At 68.5% G+C, this 17,345-nt stretch carries 16 protein-coding genes; 7 read left to right on the plus strand and 9 right to left on the minus strand.

All coding sequences use genetic code 11. The features are described 5' to 3' along the window. Positions 1-27 precede the first annotated feature (27 nt). Complete coding sequence (trxA, locus tag Q5694_RS08345) at positions 28-360, plus strand: thioredoxin (RefSeq protein WP_010032728.1); 333 nt, start codon at positions 28-30, stop codon at positions 358-360. A 92-nt stretch (positions 361-452) separates the two neighbouring features. Here the strand turns inward: trxA and Q5694_RS08350 are convergent, their stop codons facing one another. From Q5694_RS08350 to rpmH, 9 genes are all read right to left on the minus strand, one after another. After that, positions 453-1,070, minus strand: a complete 618-nt coding sequence (locus tag Q5694_RS08350; RefSeq protein WP_333931805.1) for a GNAT family N-acetyltransferase — start codon at positions 1,068-1,070, stop codon at positions 453-455. 320 nt (positions 1,071-1,390) lie between these two features. Beyond that, a complete protein-coding gene (locus tag Q5694_RS08355; protein ID WP_333931806.1) occupies positions 1,391-2,488 on the minus strand; it encodes a ParB/RepB/Spo0J family partition protein in 1,098 nt (365 codons plus the stop codon). Further along, the gene (locus Q5694_RS08360) at positions 2,485-3,561 is read right to left on the minus strand and encodes a ParA family protein (RefSeq protein WP_333932310.1); all 1,077 of its coding nucleotides are present in this window, start codon (positions 3,559-3,561) and stop codon (positions 2,485-2,487) included. The genes Q5694_RS08355 and Q5694_RS08360 overlap by 4 nt, the downstream gene beginning before the upstream one ends. Positions 3,562-3,888: 327 nt before the next feature. Continuing rightward, complete coding sequence (gene rsmG, locus Q5694_RS08365) at positions 3,889-4,605, minus strand: 16S rRNA (guanine(527)-N(7))-methyltransferase RsmG (protein WP_333931807.1); 717 nt, start codon at positions 4,603-4,605, stop codon at positions 3,889-3,891. Between the two features lie 127 nt (positions 4,606-4,732). Further along, the gene (locus tag Q5694_RS08370) at positions 4,733-5,245 is read right to left on the minus strand and encodes a Jag family protein (RefSeq protein WP_333931808.1); all 513 of its coding nucleotides are present in this window, start codon (positions 5,243-5,245) and stop codon (positions 4,733-4,735) included. 15 nt (positions 5,246-5,260) lie between these two features. Then, positions 5,261-6,541 (minus strand): membrane protein insertase YidC, encoded by a 1,281-nt coding sequence (gene yidC, locus Q5694_RS08375; protein ID WP_333931809.1) that lies wholly within the window; start codon positions 6,539-6,541, stop codon positions 5,261-5,263. Positions 6,542-6,544: 3 nt separating this feature from the next. Further along, a complete protein-coding gene (yidD, locus tag Q5694_RS08380; protein ID WP_333931810.1) occupies positions 6,545-6,919 on the minus strand; it encodes a membrane protein insertion efficiency factor YidD in 375 nt (124 codons plus the stop codon). After that, the gene (rnpA, locus tag Q5694_RS08385; RefSeq protein WP_333931811.1) at positions 6,916-7,287 is read right to left on the minus strand and encodes a ribonuclease P protein component; all 372 of its coding nucleotides are present in this window, start codon (positions 7,285-7,287) and stop codon (positions 6,916-6,918) included. Before rnpA ends, yidD begins: the two co-directional genes overlap by 4 nt. Positions 7,288-7,308: 21 nt before the next feature. Continuing rightward, positions 7,309-7,446 (minus strand): 50S ribosomal protein L34, encoded by a 138-nt coding sequence (gene rpmH, locus Q5694_RS08390; RefSeq protein WP_003956500.1) that lies wholly within the window; start codon positions 7,444-7,446, stop codon positions 7,309-7,311. Between the two features lie 398 nt (positions 7,447-7,844). Here rpmH and dnaA point away from each other — a divergent pair, with 398 nt between their 5' ends. From dnaA to gyrB, 6 genes are all read left to right on the plus strand, one after another. After that, positions 7,845-9,977, plus strand: coding sequence for a chromosomal replication initiator protein DnaA (gene dnaA / locus Q5694_RS08395; RefSeq protein WP_333931827.1), 2,133 nt, complete (start codon positions 7,845-7,847; stop codon positions 9,975-9,977). Between the two features lie 1,002 nt (positions 9,978-10,979). Then, positions 10,980-12,110 (plus strand): DNA polymerase III subunit beta, encoded by a 1,131-nt coding sequence (gene dnaN, locus Q5694_RS08400; RefSeq protein WP_333931829.1) that lies wholly within the window; start codon positions 10,980-10,982, stop codon positions 12,108-12,110. Positions 12,111-12,284: 174 nt separating this feature from the next. Then, positions 12,285-13,160 (plus strand): phosphogluconate dehydrogenase (NAD(+)-dependent, decarboxylating), encoded by an 876-nt coding sequence (gene gnd, locus Q5694_RS08405; RefSeq protein ID WP_333931830.1) that lies wholly within the window; start codon positions 12,285-12,287, stop codon positions 13,158-13,160. A 31-nt stretch (positions 13,161-13,191) separates the two neighbouring features. Further along, positions 13,192-14,313 carry a DNA replication/repair protein RecF gene (gene recF, locus Q5694_RS08410; RefSeq protein WP_333931832.1) on the plus strand — a complete coding sequence of 374 codons (1,122 nt, stop codon included), beginning with the start codon at positions 13,192-13,194 and terminating at the stop codon, positions 14,311-14,313. Continuing rightward, positions 14,310-14,855, plus strand: a complete 546-nt coding sequence (locus tag Q5694_RS08415; protein WP_333931834.1) for a DUF721 domain-containing protein — start codon at positions 14,310-14,312, stop codon at positions 14,853-14,855. The genes recF and Q5694_RS08415 overlap by 4 nt, the downstream gene beginning before the upstream one ends. Positions 14,856-15,264: 409 nt before the next feature. Further along, positions 15,265-17,325, plus strand: a complete 2,061-nt coding sequence (gyrB, locus tag Q5694_RS08420; protein ID WP_333932311.1) for a DNA topoisomerase (ATP-hydrolyzing) subunit B — start codon at positions 15,265-15,267, stop codon at positions 17,323-17,325. Positions 17,326-17,345 lie beyond the last annotated feature (20 nt).

The following is a 17,345-nucleotide window of genomic DNA, read 5'->3' on the forward strand; positions in this document are numbered from 1 at the left end:
CACGCACCAACAGTTAAGGAGCCCGCTGTGGCCGGCACCCTGAAGAACGTGACCGACGACTCCTTCGAGCAGGACGTCCTCAAGAGCGACAAGCCTGTGCTGGTGGACTTCTGGGCCGCCTGGTGCGGTCCGTGCCGCCAGATCGCGCCGTCCCTCGAGGCGATCGCCTCCGAGTACGGCGACAAGATCGAGGTCGTCAAGCTGAACATCGACGAGAACCCGGGCACGGCCGCCAAGTACGGCGTCATGTCCATCCCGACCCTGAACGTCTACCAGGGTGGCGAGGTCGCCAAGACCATCGTGGGTGCCAAGCCGAAGGCCGCGATCGTGCGTGACCTGGAGGAGTTCATCGCCGAGTAAGGCGATCGTGCCGCCTGACCGGCGGCGCATGTTTCACGTGAAACACGCATGGGCCAGCCCGAGAGGGCTGGCCCATGCGTGTATCCGAGGAGCTACAACGGCCTCAACGCCGGTTCCTTCTGGACAGCGCCCAGCAGCCGGTCGAGAGCCATCTCGACGTCCTCCTTCCACGAGAGCGTCGAGCGCAGTTCCAGCCGTAGCCGGGGATACGTGGGGTGCTGTCGCACGGTCTTGAAGCCGACCGCCAGGAGATGTTCGGCGGGTAGCAGACAGGCCGGTTCCTTCCAGCGGGCGTCCCCGAACGCCTCGATCGCCTTGAACCCACGGCGGAGAAGATCCTTGGCGACCGTCTGGACCATGACTCGACCCAGACCTTGCCCCTGGTATTCCGGCAGGATGAATGCAGTCATCAACTGCACGGCGTCCGGTGAGACAGGGCTCGTCGGGAACGCGGTGGAGCGGGGAACATACGCAGGCGGGGCGTAGAGCACGAAGCCCACCGGGACGTCGTCCACATAGACGACGCGACCGCATGATCCCCAGTCCAGCAGGACCGCCGAGATCCAGGCCTCTTTCTCCAGTGCCGCTGTGCCCCCTTTTATCGCGGCCTCACCACTGACCGGGTCGAGCTCCCAGAAGACACACGAGCGGCAGCGCTGGGGGAGATCCTGAAGGTTGTCCAGCGTGAGCGGTGCGAGCCGGCGCCCCATGAAGGCTGATCCTCACTTCCTTCGCCCGCCGCGTCGCGGGCTGCTGTCAGAGCGCTCCGTTCCCTGAGAAGGCTGCCGATGAACCCACCGACCGCCCCCAGCCCCAAACCGGCGCTCACCAGTCCGGTGCGGCTCATCGTTCGCATGGGCCCCTGCCTCCCTTTCAGAGGTGCTGCAGAATGGTCGCGCCGTACTCGATCGCATCGTATCCACGATGCCATTCCGTCGATACCGCCAAAAAGGAAAGAGCGGGCCACTTTCCGGCACACACCGGACACGGCCCGCTCTGTCACCTGCGCGGCAGGGATTCCCTGTGTGCGTCAGGACTCGCTGTCCTCGGGGTCGCCCTCCAGGAGGCTCCTCTGCAGGACCGGCCCCTCACCGGGCGCGAGTGAGCCGAGGATCCGCTCGAGGTCCTCCATCGAGGCGAACTCCACGGTGATCTTGCCCTTCTTCTGCCCCAGGTCGACCTTGACCCGCGTCTCGAAGCGGTCCGAGAGCCGCGTGGCGAGGTCGGAGAGCGCGGGAGAGACCCGTGCACCGGCTCGCGGCCCCTTGGGCTTCTGAGCCTTCTGCGGACGCGACCCCATCAGGGTCACGATCTCCTCCACCGCACGCACCGAGAGCCCTTCGGCCACGATGCGGTGGGCGAGCCGGTCCTGCTCCTCGGAGTCCTCCACCGAAAGCAGCGCCCGGGCGTGTCCGGCCGAGAGGACACCGGCCGCGACCCGGCGCTGCACGGCCGGCGACAGCTTCAGCAGCCGCAGGGTGTTGGAGACCTGTGGCCTGGAACGACCGATGCGGTCCGCCAGCTGGTCGTGCGTGCAGTTGAAGTCCCTCAGCAACTGGTCGTAGGCGGCAGCCTCTTCCAGCGGGTTGAGCTGAGCTCGGTGCAGGTTCTCCAGGAGCGCGTCCAGGAGGAGCTTCTCGTCGTCCGTGGCCCGCACGATGGCCGGGATCGCCTCCAGTCCCGCCTCACGGCAGGCACGCCAGCGACGCTCACCCATGATGAGCTCGTAACGCGCGGGACCGACCTGTCGCACGACGACCGGCTGGAGGAGCCCGACCTCCTTGATGGAGGTGATGAGCTCCGACAGCGCATCCTCGTCGAACACCTCACGGGGCTGCCGGGGGTTCGGCGTGATGGCGTCGAGAGGAATCTCCGCGAAGTGCGCCCCGATGGGTGCCGCGTGGGCAGGAGAACTCGGCTGCTTCGGCTCCTCTGTTTCACGTGAAACAGTCGGCAGTGTCGCCACCTTGGCTGCGGCTACGCCGCGCTCGTTCGGCAACGTGGGCACTGCCGCCGGGGACGCGGAAGCAGCACTCCCCACCGCGGCCTGGGCCACCGACTTCTCCGTCGGGGCGGCAGGGATCAGTGCGCCGAGACCACGGCCCAGCCCCCTCCGTCGCTCGCTCACTGGATGCCCTCCACCATGCTCGGGTCGTTCTGCTGTGCACCGATGTGGGCGTGGGTCGCGTCATAGCTGATGCCGACACCCTTCAGTGCGATCTCGCGTGCTGCCTCCAAATAGGAGAGAGCACCGCTCGATCCAGGATCGTAAGTCAGTACGGTCTGGCCATAACTCGGCGCCTCGGAGATACGGACGGACCGGGGGATGCTCGTCCGCAGCACTTCGTCACCGAAATGGGTGCGGACCTCTTCCGCGACCTGGGACGCGAGTCGCGTCCGGCCGTCGTACATGGTGAGGAGAATGGTCGACACGTGCAGGGCGGGGTTGAGATGCCCGCGCACGAGATCGACATTGCGCAGGAGCTGCCCCAGCCCTTCCAGCGCGTAGTACTCGCACTGGATGGGAATGAGCACCTCCTGCCCCGCCACCAACGCGTTGACCGTCAGCAGGCCCAGAGAGGGCGGGCAGTCGATGAGGATGTAGTCCAGCGGCTGCTCGTACGCCTGGATGGCACGCTGCAGCCGGCTCTCGCGTGCCACCAGGGACACCAGCTCGATCTCCGCACCGGCGAGATCGATCGTGGCGGGTGCGCAGAAGAGTCCTTCGACGTCGGGAACCGGCTGGACCACCTCGGAAAGGGGCCTGCTGTCCACCAACACGTCATAGATGGACGGGACTTCGGCATGGTGGTCGATACCCAGGGCAGTGGACGCGTTGCCCTGAGGGTCGAGGTCGACCACGAGAACACGGCCACCGTGCAGAGCCAGGGATGCGGCAAGGTTGACGGTCGTCGTCGTCTTGCCCACGCCGCCCTTCTGGTTGGCGACCACGATGATCCGGGTCTGCTCGGGCCTCGGCAGGCCCTCACCGGCGCGGCCCAAAGCCTCCACCGCCAGTTGGGCAGTGCGACCGATGGGAGTGTCGTCCATCGGAGGCGGTGTTTCACGTGAAACATCCGCCCCCATCGATTCGGTACGGGGGCCGGGGACCGGATCGGTCATCGGTCCCGCGATGTTGGCGTCGGACCGCAAGGATTCACTCTCCTCGACTTCAGGCTCGCAATGAACAGAGCCTCCCATGTCTTCGGGGTCATGAACCAGTGAGGCCTGGCGTTCTGTGGAGAAATCCACCTCTGTGGACATCTCAGGTCCCTCATCGAGTGAACCGAGGGGCTTGCGGTCGCGGGGTTCGGCCGCAGCGCGGCCACGACTGATGATGCCGTGCAGGAGTGAGCGACGTTTCACGTGAAACACGATGCACAGCAGCCGAAGCCGTTCTGCCGCGACACTCCGGCATGCGTAGGTTTGGCAGCTTGTGTGGAGTACGTCCCGCCGTCAGGACGGCTCAGTACCGCCAGTGACCGACATCACTGCGTTCGCCCGCCGAACCAGGCCGTCGACATCGGCTCAGCGCCTGCGGCGCGTGCGTCCGGTGCGAGCCGCCTTGGCCCGCTTGGCAGCGAATCGGACTCCGCCGGGGCTCTCCCCGACCTCGACTCGTACGACGGTGGACGCAGGATCGACCACCCCCTCACCTACGTGCAGGATCGACGTCCCCACCGCACCCAGCTTGCTCAGAGCCGTCGAGGCGCTCTTCAGCTCCTCCTCGGCCGTGTCACCCTTCAGGGCCAGCATCTCCCCGTAAGGCCGCAGAAGCGGGATGCCCCAGGTGGCGAGACGATCGAGCGGAGCGACAGCCCGGGCAGTCACCACATGGACAGGCTGGATCTTCCCCATGACCTCCTCCGCCCGCCCCCGCACGACGGTCACGTGGTCGAGGCCGAGCAGCTCCACCACCTCGGTGAGGAAGTTCGTCCGCCGCAGCAGAGGCTCCAACAGCGTGATCTTCAGGTCGTCCCTCACCAACGCCAGTGGAATACCCGGCAGGCCGGCACCCGAGCCCACGTCGCACACCGTCACGCCCTCAGGCACGACCTCCGAGAGCACCGCGCAGTTCAGCAGATGCCGCTCCCACAGGCGGGGGACCTCACGTGGGCCGATGAGACCGCGCTGCACGCCCGCCTCGGCGAGCAGCTCGGCGTACCGCACCGCATCCGCGAAGCGATCGCCGAACACCTCACGTGCCTGCTCGGGCGCGGGGGGAAGCTCCGCTGCCTCCGTCACGGGGGGACCGTCCTTCCGTACCGCGTCAGCGCACCCGGCGCCGACACCCAAACCACCAGAACTATCAGGCTGACAAAGTTCGGCCCCGTCTGCGCAACAGACGGGGCCGGTGAACAGAAGAGGCCGATCAGGCGGGCAGTACGACGACGAACCGCTGCGGCTCCTCGCCCTCGGACTCGCTGCGCAGCCCCGCGGCCTTGACCGCGTCGTGGACGACCTTGCGCTCGAAGGGCGTCATCGGCTTCAGCTTCACGGCCTCACCGCTGCTCTTCGCCTCGGCGGCGGCCTCGGCACCGAGCTCGGACAGCTCGGAACGCTTCTGGGCCCGGTATCCCGCGATGTCGAGCATCAGCCGGCTGCGGTCACCGGTCTCCCGGTGCACGGCCAGACGGGTGAGCTCCTGGAGAGCTTCCAGCACCTCGCCGTCACGGCCGACCAGCTTCTGCAGGTCGCGGCTGCCCGTGTCGCTGATGATCGACACGGAGGCGCGGTCGGCCTCGACGTCCATGTCGATGTCGCCGTCGAGGTCGGCGATGTCGAGCAGACCCTCCAGGTAGTCCGCAGCGATCTCGCCCTCCTGCTCCAGGCGGGTCAGGGTGTCTGCACCCTCGGCAGCGGCGGAGGTGGTGCCTTCCGTCACGGGATGGACTCCTTCTTACTTCTTGGACGGGGACTTGGGCCGCTGCGGGCCCTTGCGCTGGCCGGACTGGGCCTTGCTGCGGGTGCCGCCGGCCGGCTTGGGGGCACCCTTCTTGGCAGCGCCGGCGGGCTTGGCGTCCTCCGGGGCCTCGGACTTGGTCAGCGACGTCTTCGGCTCCTGGTCACCGGCCGTCTTCGCGCCGGTGACCGTGCCGGACTGGCGCTGCGACTTGCTCTGGCGCTTGGGCTGCTGCCGCTTCGGCGTACCGGCAGGCGTACCGTCCTCGGCCACGGCGACAGCGGCGGCGTCGCTCTTGACCACGGTGCCGTCGGGCTGGGCGGCGAGTCCGGCCTTGCTCAGGCCGTTGATGAACTTGCGCTCGAACTCGTTGCGGTCGCGGCCCTTGGCGACGATCGCCTTCACGATGGCGCGGTCGCGGCGGCGGCTGACCTTGTTGCGCTGCGTGACGTGCTTGTGCAGGCGGTCCAGGTACGAGGCCTGGGCCTTGGAACCCGGGGTCGGGTTGTTGTGGATCACGTACATCTGCTGGCCCATGGTCCACACGTTGGTGGTCAGCCAGTAGACGAGGACACCGACGGGGAAGTTGATGCCGAAGACGGCGAACATGATGGGGAAGACGTACATCAGCATCTTCTGCTGCTGCATGAACGGCGTCTTCACCGTGGTGTCGACGTTCTTCGTCATCAGCTGGCGCTGGGTGAAGAACTGCGAGGCCGACATCAGGACGATCATGATCGCGGTGACGACCCGGACGTCCGTGATGGACGAGCCGAGGGCCTCGACCTTCGAGGAGCCGTCGGTGAACTTGGCCGCGAGCGGCGCACCGAAGATGTGGGCCTTCTGGGCGCTCTCCAGCAGGCGGGTGTTGATCACGCCGATGGTGTCGTTCGACGCGATGCTGTTGAGCACGTGGTACAGGGCGAAGAAGAACGGGGACTGCGCCAGGATGGGAAGGCACGAGGAGAGCGGGTTGGTGCCCGTCTCCTTGTACAGCTTCATCATCTCTTCGGACTGACGCTGCTTGTCGTTCTTGTAGCGCTCCTGGATCTTCTTCATCTCGGGCTGGAGCGTCTGCATCGCCCGGGTCGCCTTGATCTGCTTCACGAAGAGCGGGATCAGGCAGATACGGATCAGGATCACCAGGGACACGATCGACAGGCCCCAGGCCCAGCCGGTGTCAGGGCCGAAAAGGGCGCCGTACACCGAGTGGAACTGGACGATGACCCAGGAGACGGGTGTGGTGATGAAGCTGAAGAGGCTGGCAATCGTGTCCACTAATCATGCTCCTTGGGCATGGGACGGTGTCTCTGCGGCCGGGCTCGAAGGACTCGACGAACTCGTGGGAGAAGTCTGTCCCTCGGTGGCCGGGTCGGCGGCGGAGGGCCCGCCCTTGCGTGCGCGCCACGCGTTACGCAGCATTTCGTGCCACCGCGGACGCTTGCGCGGGGGGACATGGTCCACACCGCCCAGCGACCACGGATTGCACCGCAGGATGCGCCAGGCCGTGAGCGCCGTGCCCTTGACGGCACCGTGCCGGTCGATGGCCGTGTAGCCGTAGTGGGAGCACGACGGGTAGTACTTGCAGACCGGCCCGAGCAGCGGACTGATCGTCCACTGGTACAGCTTGATCAGAGCCAGCAGCGGGTACTTCATCGCGCGCCCCCTCCCAGCAGCCGCTGGAGAGCGGCGTCCAGGTCTCGGGCCAGCTGTGCATGGTCGGCGTCGCCCGCTCCGGGCAGCGCTCGTACGACTACCAGGCTACCGGGGGGCAGCTGGGCGACTCGCTCGCGCATCAGGTGGCGAAGCCTGCGCTTGACCTTGTTGCGGACGACCGCGCCGCCCACCGCCTTGCTCACGACGAAACCCGCACGCGTCGGGGGAGCGCTCTCCCCAGGCGCATGCGGGTCCGTGGCACCGCTTCGAAGGTGGACGACGAGGTGCGGGCGTCCTGCCCTACGGCCTCGCCGTACCGCGGTCGCGAAGTCCTCGCGCCGCCTCAGCCGGTTCTCGGTGGGCAGCACGACGTCATGACCTGATCGGGATCAGGCGGACAGGCGGGCGCGACCCTTGCTACGGCGGGACGCGAGGATCGCGCGGCCGGCACGGGTGCGCATACGCAGCCGGAAGCCGTGGGTCTTCGCGCGACGACGGTTGTTCGGCTGGAAGGTGCGCTTGCTCACTCGGGGGCTCCAGAAAGATTCGGTAGTTGCGGGGTGCCGTCCTGGCTGTCACCGTGCGCCCACGAGTAGCTCGCAGTTACGCCCGAGTGCACCGCTGACCGATCACCCAAGTGACCTGTGCCCATCGGAGGCAGGCGGCAGCAGCCATCGACAACTCGACCTGGTTACGGTACGCGCGGCTACGCCATCCGGTCAAACCGGGAGCCGCCGGGAGACACTTGTCCACAGCCTGGGGACAACAACTTGAACCGTACCGGCCGCCCTGACTACCGTGGCGGACTCCGATTCGTTCCCTTGTCCCTGCCCCGGTGGGTTTGCCCCCGTGGCACCCACCCGGATGACAATCCCGACCCGTCCCAGAACCACACGTTCGTGGGACCTGCGAGAGAGCGTGCCCTGTGGCTGACGTACCTGCCGATCTTGCCGCAGTGTGGCCACGCGTATTGGAGCAGCTCCTCGGGGAGGGCCGCGGCCAGGGCGTCGAAGCCAAGGACGAGCACTGGATCCGCCGCTGCCAGCCGCTCGCGCTGGTCGCGGACACGGCCCTGCTCGCCGTACCGAACGAGTTCGCGAAAGGCGTGCTCGAGGGCCGGCTGGCGCCGGTCGTCAGCGAGACGCTGAGCCGCGAGTGCGGCCGGCCGATCCGCATCGCGATCACCGTGGACGACTCCGCGGGCGAACCCCCGGCGCCCCCGTCGCGCCCCCAGCCGCGCTACGAGGAGCCCGAGCTCCCGTCCGCGCGCCAGGACAGCGACCGCTACGACCGCCAGGACGCCGCCGACCGGTACGACCGCCCGGACCGGGACGCCTACGACCGCCAGGGCCGGGACGGCTACGACTCCCGGTCCGACAGTGACCGCTACGACCCCCGCCAGGAGCGCCAGGAGCGCCAGGAGCGCCAGGAGCGCGACGGGTACGAGGGATACGGCCGCCACCGCGCCGAGCCGCTGCCCGGCACCGCCTCCGACCAGCTCCCGCCTACGCGCGGAGATCAGATCCCGAAGGCCCGCCCCGCGTACCCCTCCGAGTACCAGCGCCCCGAGCCGGGTTCCTGGCCGCGGCCGTCGCAGGACGACTACGGCTGGCAGCAGCAGCGACTGGGCTTCCCCGAGCGTGATCCCTACGCGTCACCGGGCCAGGACGGCTACGGCGCGCAGGACCCCTACGGTTCCGGAGCCGGCACCCAGGACGCCTACGGCTCGCAGGACGCATACGGGCCGAAGGACTCCTACGGATCTCCCTCCCAGGACTACCGGCCGCAGTCCGTCGAGCGCCCGCCGTACGAACAGCCGCGCTCGGACTACGACGCGTCCCCAACCCCGCACCCGCCGCGCCCGGAGTACGACCAGCGCGACGCGGTCCGCCGGGAGCTGCCCGAGCCGCCGGCCGGCTCCGGGCACGTGCACCGGGGCGGGCCCGTCGGCCCGAACCTGCCCACGACCGGTGCGCCCGGCCCGCTGGCCGCCCAGCCCGCACCGGCGACCGGCCCGGGCGAGCCCACCGCGCGGCTGAACCCGAAGTACCTCTTCGACACCTTCGTCATCGGTGCCTCGAACCGTTTCGCGCACGCGGCGGCGGTCGCCGTCGCCGAGGCGCCGGCCAAGGCGTACAACCCCCTGTTCATCTACGGGGAGTCCGGGCTCGGCAAGACGCACCTGCTGCACGCGATCGGGCACTACGCCCGCAGCCTCTACCCGGGCACGCGGGTGCGGTACGTGAGCTCCGAGGAGTTCACCAACGAGTTCATCAACTCCATCCGCGACGGCAAGGGCGACAGCTTCCGCAAGCGGTACCGGGAGATGGACATCCTGCTCGTCGACGACATCCAGTTCCTGGCGGACAAGGAGTCGACGCAGGAGGAGTTCTTCCACACGTTCAACACCCTGCACAACGCGAACAAGCAGATCGTGCTGTCCTCGGACCGCCCGCCGAAGCAGCTGGTCACGCTGGAGGACCGGCTGCGGAACCGCTTCGAGTGGGGACTGATCACCGACGTCCAGCCGCCCGAGCTGGAGACGCGGATCGCGATCCTGCGCAAGAAGGCGGTGCAGGAGCAGCTGAACGCGCCGCCGGAGGTGCTGGAGTTCATCGCGTCCCGGATCTCGCGGAACATCCGTGAGCTGGAGGGCGCGCTGATCCGCGTCACGGCGTTCGCCTCCCTCAACCGGCAGCCGGTGGACCTGGGCCTCACGGAGATCGTCCTCAAGGACCTGATCCCCGGCGGTGACGACTCGGCCCCCGAGATCACGTCCACCGCGATCATGGGTGCGACAGCGGACTACTTCGGGCTGACCGTCGAGGACCTGTGCGGCACCTCCCGCGGCCGTGCGCTCGTCACGGCCCGGCAGATCGCGATGTACCTCTGCCGTGAGCTGACGGACCTGTCGCTGCCGAAGATCGGCGCGCTGTTCGGCGGCCGCGACCACACGACGGTCATGCATGCAGACCGCAAGATCCGCAATCTGATGGCCGAACGCCGCTCCATCTACAACCAGGTCACCGAGCTGACCAACCGCATCAAGAACGGCTGACGAGGCGCCAACCGCCTGAGAGCGACCACACACCGCTGAGGGCGAACCACACACCGCTGAGGGCGTCCCCGGGGCTTCCCGGGGACGCCCTTCTCCGTGCCCGCCCGTGGAGCGGCCGGGAGACGGATCCCCGGCGAGCGGAGAACACGCGGCCGAGCACGCCTCCGGGGATCTCGACGACGATCACCGGCCGGGTCCACGGCTACCCGATCGCAACCCTCTGTTCGAATAGCTACCGGGTTACGGCTTCCCTCCACAGATTCGCTGACTTTCTGCCGTCCACATCCTGGGGACCGGGGAGTTGTCCAGAGCGTGTCCACAGCGCCCCCCGCGGACGGACCATCAGGGCAGCTCAGCTGCTTGTGGATTCGTGGACGAACGATCTCCACAGACTGTGGACGAAGGATTGATCCACAGGCTGTGCATCGAGTTGTCCACCGCCGACCCACAGGCTGAGGGCGGTTGTCCCCAGTGTGGGGCCCCTTCTCCACATGGCTGTCCACTGTTCGGCAACGCGGCGCGCCTCCTCACCGGGTCGAGTGAAAGGCGTCACACGAAGGTGCCGGGTTGCACTGTGGGAAAGGTGGGTAAACCTGGGGACGGCACTGGGGAGAACTCGCCCTTCCCTGTGCACGGGGTGTGCAGAACTTTCCGTTCTCCACAGATACCCAGGGTTGTCCACCGCCCCCACCCACAGGCCCCGTGGACAAAATCTCGGCTCTGAGCAGGGCAAACGTGGTTATCCACGGTATCCACAGGCCCTACTACTACTCCCGACTAGAGAGAGCTGGGAATTCGTTTCGAAGCGGGTCCTGTGCACAACTCGCTCTCCGGTGCCCGACCGCCCCTCGTCACGACTTGACCCCGAGAGGCACCTACTGCCAGTGGGGTGCGTCAGACTGGTCCCCGGTGTCCTCCCCCTCACGGGGACCGTCGACACCGAGACAGACGACGAGGGCCAGGCAGAGCGAGAAGCGCCGGCAACAGCAGGAGGCGGCAACAGTGAAGATCCGGGTGGAACGCGACGTACTCGCGGAGGCAGTGGCCTGGGCGGCACGCAGCCTCCCGGCCCGTCCGCCGGCGCCTGTCCTCGCCGGCCTGCTGCTGAAGGCCGAGGAGGGCCAGCTGAGCCTGTCCGGCTTCGACTACGAGGTCTCCGCCCGGGTGGGCGTCGAGGCCGAGGTCGAGGAGGAGGGCACGGTCCTGGTCTCCGGCCGCCTGCTCGCGGACATCTGCCGCGCGCTGCCCAACCGCCCGGTGGAGATCTCCACAGACGGTGTACGGGCGACGGTGGTCTGCGGCTCCTCGCGGTTCACCCTCCACACCCTGCCTGTGGAGGAGTACCCGGCCCTGCCGCAGATGCCGAACGCGACGGGCACGGTCCCCGGTGAGGTCTTCGCCTCCGCGGCCGCCCAGGTCGCCATCGCGGCCGGCCGTGACGACACGCTGCCCGTCCTCACCGGCGTCCGCATCGAGATCGAGGGCGACACGGTCACCCTGGCGTCCACCGACCGCTACCGCTTCGCGGTCCGCGAGTTCCTGTGGAAGCCGGAGAACCCGGACGCCTCCGCGGTCGCCCTGGTGCCCGCCAAGACGCTCCTGGACACCGCCAAGGCCCTCACCAGCGGCGACCAGGTGACCCTGGCGCTGTCCGGCTCGGGGTCCGGCGAGGGCCTGATCGGCTTCGAGGGCGCCGGCCGCCGCACGACGACCCGTCTGCTGGAGGGCGACCTCCCGAAGTACCGCACGCTGTTCCCGACGGAGTTCAACAGCATCGCCGTGATCGAGACCGCCCCCTTCGTGGAGGCCGTCAAGCGCGTCGCCCTGGTCGCCGAGCGGAACACCCCGGTGCGGCTGAGCTTCGAACAGGGCGTGCTCATCCTGGAGGCCGGCTCCAGCGACGACGCACAGGCTGTGGAAAGGGTCGACGCCCAGCTCGAGGGCGACGACATCTCGATCGCCTTCAACCCGACGTTCCTGCTGGACGGCCTGAGCGCGATCGACTCCCCGGTGGCCCAGCTGTCGTTCACGACGTCCACCAAGCCCGCCCTGCTCAGCGGCAGGCCCGCACTGGACGCCGAGGCGGACGAGGCCTACAAGTACCTGATCATGCCGGTGCGGCTGAGCGGCTGAGGCGGCCGGATCCGGCGGTCGCTGTCCACAGGCTGAGGACAAACCCGCAGGTGGGGCGTACGACTGAGCGCGTACGCCCACAGATGTGCGTGAGCGTCCGGGTCTAGGCTCGGACGCGGGTACTTCAGTGCCGCAACGCCAGTCGGACACCTGCGAACCAAAGGAAAACAACTGATGGAGCTCGGTCTCGTCGGCCTCGGCAAGATGGGCGGCAACATGCGCGAGCGGATCCGCCGCGCCGGCCACACCGTCTACGGATACGACCGCAACGCGGACCTCGCCGATGTCCACAGCCTGCGCGAGCTTGTGGGCAAGCTCAGCGGCCCGCGCGTGGTGTGGGTGATGGTCCCGGCCGGCGAGGCCACGCAGTCGACCATCGACGAGCTCGGCGAGCTGCTGGAGCCCGGCGACGTCGTCGTGGACGGCGGCAACTCCCGCTGGACGGACGACGAGAAGCACGCCGAGCAGCTGGCGGCCAAGGGCATAGGCTTCGTCGACTGCGGCGTCTCCGGCGGCGTCTGGGGCCTGGAGAACGGCTACGCGCTGATGTACGGCGGCGACGCCGAGCACGTCGCCAAGGTGCAGCCGGTCTTCGACGCCCTCAAGCCGGAGGGCGACTTCGGCTCCGTGCACGCCGGCAAGGTCGGCGCGGGCCACTTCGCGAAGATGGTCCACAACGGCATCGAGTACGCGATGATGCAGGCCTACGCCGAGGGCTGGGAGCTGCTGGAGAAGGTCGACTCCGTGACCGACGTCCGGGAGGTCTTCCGCTCCTGGCAGGAGGGCACGGTCATCCGCTCCTGGCTGCTCGACCTCGCGGTGAACGCGCTCGACGAGGACGAGCACCTGGACGGGCTCCGGGGTTATGCACAGGACTCCGGCGAGGGACGCTGGACTGTGGAAGCCGCGATCGACAACGCGGTCCCGCTGCCGGCGATCACCGCGTCGCTGTTCGCGCGGTTCGCCTCCCGCCAGGAGGACTCGCCCCAGATGAAGATGATCGCGGCGCTGCGGAACCAGTTCGGCGGCCACGCGGTCGAGAAGAAGTAACCGAGCACCGAGGGAGGTCGGCGGAACGACCATGCACGTCACGCATCTGTCGCTGGCCGACTTCCGCTCCTATCCCCGGGTCGAGGTCCCGCTCGACCCGGGGGTGACGGCCTTCGTCGGGCCGAACGGGCAGGGCAAGACCAACCTCGTCGAGGCCGTCGGCTATCTCGCCACCCTCGGCAGCCACCGGGTCTCCTCCGACGCCCCCCTGGTCCGCATGGGCGCCGAGCGCGCGATCGTCCGGGCCCAGGTCAGGCAGGGCGAGCGGCAGCAGCTCGTCGAGCTGGAGCTCAACCCGGGGCGCGCCAACCGCGCCCGTATCAACAGGTCCTCGCAGGTCAGGCCGCGTGACGTGCTGGGCATCGTCCGGACCGTGCTGTTCGCGCCGGAGGATCTCGCCCTGGTCAAGGGCGATCCCGGGGAGCGGCGGCGCTTCCTGGACGAGCTGATCACCGCCCGCTCGCCGCGCATGGCCGGGGTCCGTTCCGACTACGACCGGGTGCTCAAGCAGCGCAACACCCTGCTGAAGTCGGCCGCCCTGGCCCGCCGGCACGGTGGCCGCTCCATGGACATGTCCACCCTGGACGTGTGGGACCAGCACCTGGCGCGCGCCGGCGCCGAGGTGCTCGCGCAGCGCCTGGACCTGATCGCCACGCTCCAGCCGCTGGCCGACAAGGCGTACGAGCAGCTCGCCCCCGGCGGCGGGCCGATCGCGCTGGAGTACAAGCCGTCGGCGCCGGGTGAGGCGCACACCCGCGAGGACCTGTTCGAGCAGCTGATCGCGGCGCTCGGCGAGGCCCGCAAGCAGGAGATCGAACGGGGCGTCACCCTGGTCGGTCCGCACCGCGACGACCTCCAGCTCAAGCTGGGCCAGCTGCCCGCCAAGGGCTACGCCTCCCACGGCGAGTCCTGGTCGTACGCGCTCGCGCTGCGTCTGGCCTCCTACGACCTGCTGCGGGCCGAGGGCAACGAGCCGGTGCTGGTGCTGGACGACGTCTTCGCCGAGCTGGACACCCGCCGGCGTGAGCGCCTCGCCGAACTGGTCGCGCCCGGCGAGCAGGTGCTGGTCACGGCCGCGGTCGACGACGACGTGCCGCACGTGCTGTCCGGAGCGCGGTTCGCCGTGTCCGAGGGGACGGTGGAGCGCGTATGACGGAGAACGCACCCCAGGTCCCGAAGCCGTCCGGGCAGCCCGAGCCCTCCGGTGTCGACCTCGCGCGCGTGGCGCTGCGCGCGGCCAAGGACGCCGCCCGCGCGCGCGGGGACGCGGCGCAGCAGAAGAAGCAGGCGCGTCGCGGTGGCGGGCTGCGCTCCGGGGCGCGCGCCGACGGCCGCGACCCCATGGCGCTCGGTGCCGCGATCAACCGGCTGATCACCGAGCGGGGCTGGGAGGCCCCGGCCGCGGTGGGCGGGGTGATGGGCCGCTGGCCGCAGATCGTCGGCGAGGACGTGGCCAAGCACTGTGTGCCCGAGAAGTACGACGAGGACGAGCGCGTCCTGGTCGTGCGCTGTGACTCCACTGCCTGGGCGACGAACCTCAGGCTGCTCGCGCCGACCCTGGTCGCCCGTCTCAACGAGGACCTGGGGCACGGCAGGGTGCGGCACATCAAGGTGCTCGCCCCGAGCGCTCCCACGCGCCGTTACGGCCCTCTGCGCGCCCCCGGAAGCACGGGTCCCGGAGATACCTACAGGTGACTTACGTCACGTCACACCGGCCCGGAACGACGGGTGCGGTCCCTGCGGCATGGCGCCGCACAAGGTTGCGAATCGGGAACTGACTCCTAAGTAGCAACGGGTTGACGGCTGAAAGCGCTGAGTGGCGCTGTGAGCCTCTTGGAGCCCCCATCCGTATATCGGGAGTCGGACGAGACCCGTCGAGGGCGGCACATGCGGACTCAGGTACCCGCAAACCCCCATCAGTGTCAGTGCTACCGGTAGAATGGAGAGCAATCCCGCCCCCAGCGTGGGGACCGTCCGGGAAAAGCTGAGCAACGCTGATTTCAAGGCTTACCAACGCAACATGCCGCAGCCGCTCCGGCAGCCCTCCCCCGCGGAGGGGGCACCCCCAGGAGCCCGGCTCGTGCTGTGCCAGAAAGGGCGCTTCGTGGCCGATTCCGGCAACCCCAACGAGAACATCCCGTCCACCGACGCAGGCGTGACCGGCGAGGCGATCACCTCCAACGGCGAGGTCACCGCCTCGTACGACGCCAGTGCCATCACCGTCCTCGAGGGTCTGGACGCGGTCCGCAAGCGACCCGGCATGTACATCGGCTCGACCGGTGAGCGCGGCCTGCACCACCTGGTGCAGGAAGTCGTCGACAACTCCGTCGACGAGGCCCTGGCCGGTTACGCGGACACGATCGACGTCACGATCCTCGCCGACGGCGGCGTCCGGGTCGTCGACAACGGCCGTGGCATCCCGGTGGGCATCGTCCCCTCCGAGGGCAAGCCCGCCGTCGAGGTCGTGCTGACCGTGCTGCACGCGGGCGGCAAGTTCGGCGGCGGCGGTTACGCGGTCTCCGGCGGTCTGCACGGCGTGGGCGTCTCCGTCGTCAACGCCCTGTCCACGAAGGTCGCCGTGGAGGTCCGCACCGACGGCTACCGCTGGACGCAGGACTACAAGCTGGGTGTCCCCACGGCCCCCCTGGCCCGGCACGAGGCCACCGAGGAGACCGGCACGTCGGTCACCTTCTGGGCCGACGGCGACATCTTCGAGACCACCGACTACTCCTTCGAGACGCTCTCCCGGCGCTTCCAAGAGATGGCCTTCCTCAACAAGGGCCTGCGCATCAACCTCACCGACGAGCGCGAGTCGGCGAAGGCCACCGCCGGCGCGGACGAGGCGGGCGAGGACGAGAAGCACGAGGTCAAGAGCGTCTCGTACCACTACGAGGGCGGCATCGTCGACTTCGTGAAGTACCTCAACTCCCGCAAGGGAGAGCTGGTGCACCCCACCGTGATCGACCTCGAGGCCGAGGACAAGGACAAGAACCTGTCCCTCGAGATCGCGATGCAGTGGAACGGCGGCTACACCGAGGGCGTGTACTCGTTCGCCAACATCATCCACACGCACGAGGGCGGCACGCACGAGGAGGGCTTCCGCGCGGCGCTCACCTCGCTGATCAACAAGTACGCGCGCGACAAGAAGCTGCTGCGCGAGAAGGACGACAACCTCACGGGTGACGACATCCGCGAGGGTCTGACCGCGATCATCTCGGTCAAGCTGAGCGAGCCTCAGTTCGAGGGCCAGACGAAGACGAAGCTGGGCAACACCGAGGTGAAGACCTTCGTGCAGAAGGTCGTCTACGAGCACCTCACCGACTGGCTCGACCGCAATCCGAACGAGGCCGCGGACATCATCCGCAAGGGCATCGCGGCGGCCACCGCGCGCGTGGCGGCGCGCAAGGCCCGCGACCTGACGCGCCGCAAGGGCCTGCTGGAGTCGGCGTCCCTGCCGGGCAAGCTCTCCGACTGCCAGTCGAACGACCCCGAGAAGTGCGAGATCTTCATCGTCGAGGGTGACTCCGCCGGCGGCTCGGCCAAGTCCGGCCGCAACCCGCAGTACCAGGCGATCCTCCCGATCCGCGGCAAGATCCTCAACGTCGAGAAGGCGCGCATCGACCGCATCCTGCAGAACCAGGAGATCCAGGCGATGATCTCCGCGTTCGGCACGGGCGTGCACGAGGACTTCGACATCGAGAAGCTCCGCTATCACAAGATCATCCTGATGGCGGACGCCGACGTCGACGGCCAGCACATCAACACGCTGCTGCTGACCTTCCTGTTCCGCTTCATGCGGCCCCTGGTCGAGGCCGGGCACGTGTACCTCTCGCGTCCCCCGCTGTACAAGATCAAGTGGGGCAAGGACGACTTCGAGTACGCGTACTCCGACCGCGAGCGCGACGCCCTGATCGAGATGGGCCGCAACGCCGGCAAGCGCATCCGCGAGGACTCCGTCCAGCGGTTCAAGGGTCTCGGCGAGATGAACGCCGAGGAGCTGCGCATCACGACCATGGACCAGGAGCACCGCGTCCTCGGCCAGGTCACCCTCGACGACGCCGCCCAGGCCGACGACCTGTTCTCGGTCCTCATGGGCGAGGACGTCGAGGCCCGCCGCGCGTTCATCCAGCGCAACGCCAAGGACGTCCGCTTCCTCGACATCTGAGTCGGTCTCAGCTGACCGCA

It is taken from the genome of Streptomyces sp. AHA2 (assembly GCF_036857595.1).
Classification (GTDB): Bacteria; Actinomycetota; Actinomycetes; order Streptomycetales; family Streptomycetaceae; genus Streptomyces.

Excerpts from the sequence above, each read along its gene's own strand:
- recF (WP_333931832.1), top strand. The coding sequence starts at position 13,192 with ATGCACGTCACGCATCTGTCGCTGGCCGACTTCCGCTCCTATCCCCGG.
- Q5694_RS08415 (WP_333931834.1), top strand. The coding sequence starts at position 14,310 with ATGACGGAGAACGCACCCCAGGTCCCGAAGCCGTCCGGGCAGCCCGAG.
- Q5694_RS08350 (WP_333931805.1), bottom strand. The coding sequence starts at position 1,070 with ATGGGGCGCCGGCTCGCACCGCTCACGCTGGACAACCTTCAGGATCTC.
- yidD (WP_333931810.1), bottom strand. The coding sequence starts at position 6,919 with ATGAAGTACCCGCTGCTGGCTCTGATCAAGCTGTACCAGTGGACGATC.
- Q5694_RS08360 (WP_333932310.1), bottom strand. The coding sequence starts at position 3,561 with ATGGGAGGCTCTGTTCATTGCGAGCCTGAAGTCGAGGAGAGTGAATCC.
- gnd (WP_333931830.1), top strand. The coding sequence starts at position 12,285 with ATGGAGCTCGGTCTCGTCGGCCTCGGCAAGATGGGCGGCAACATGCGC.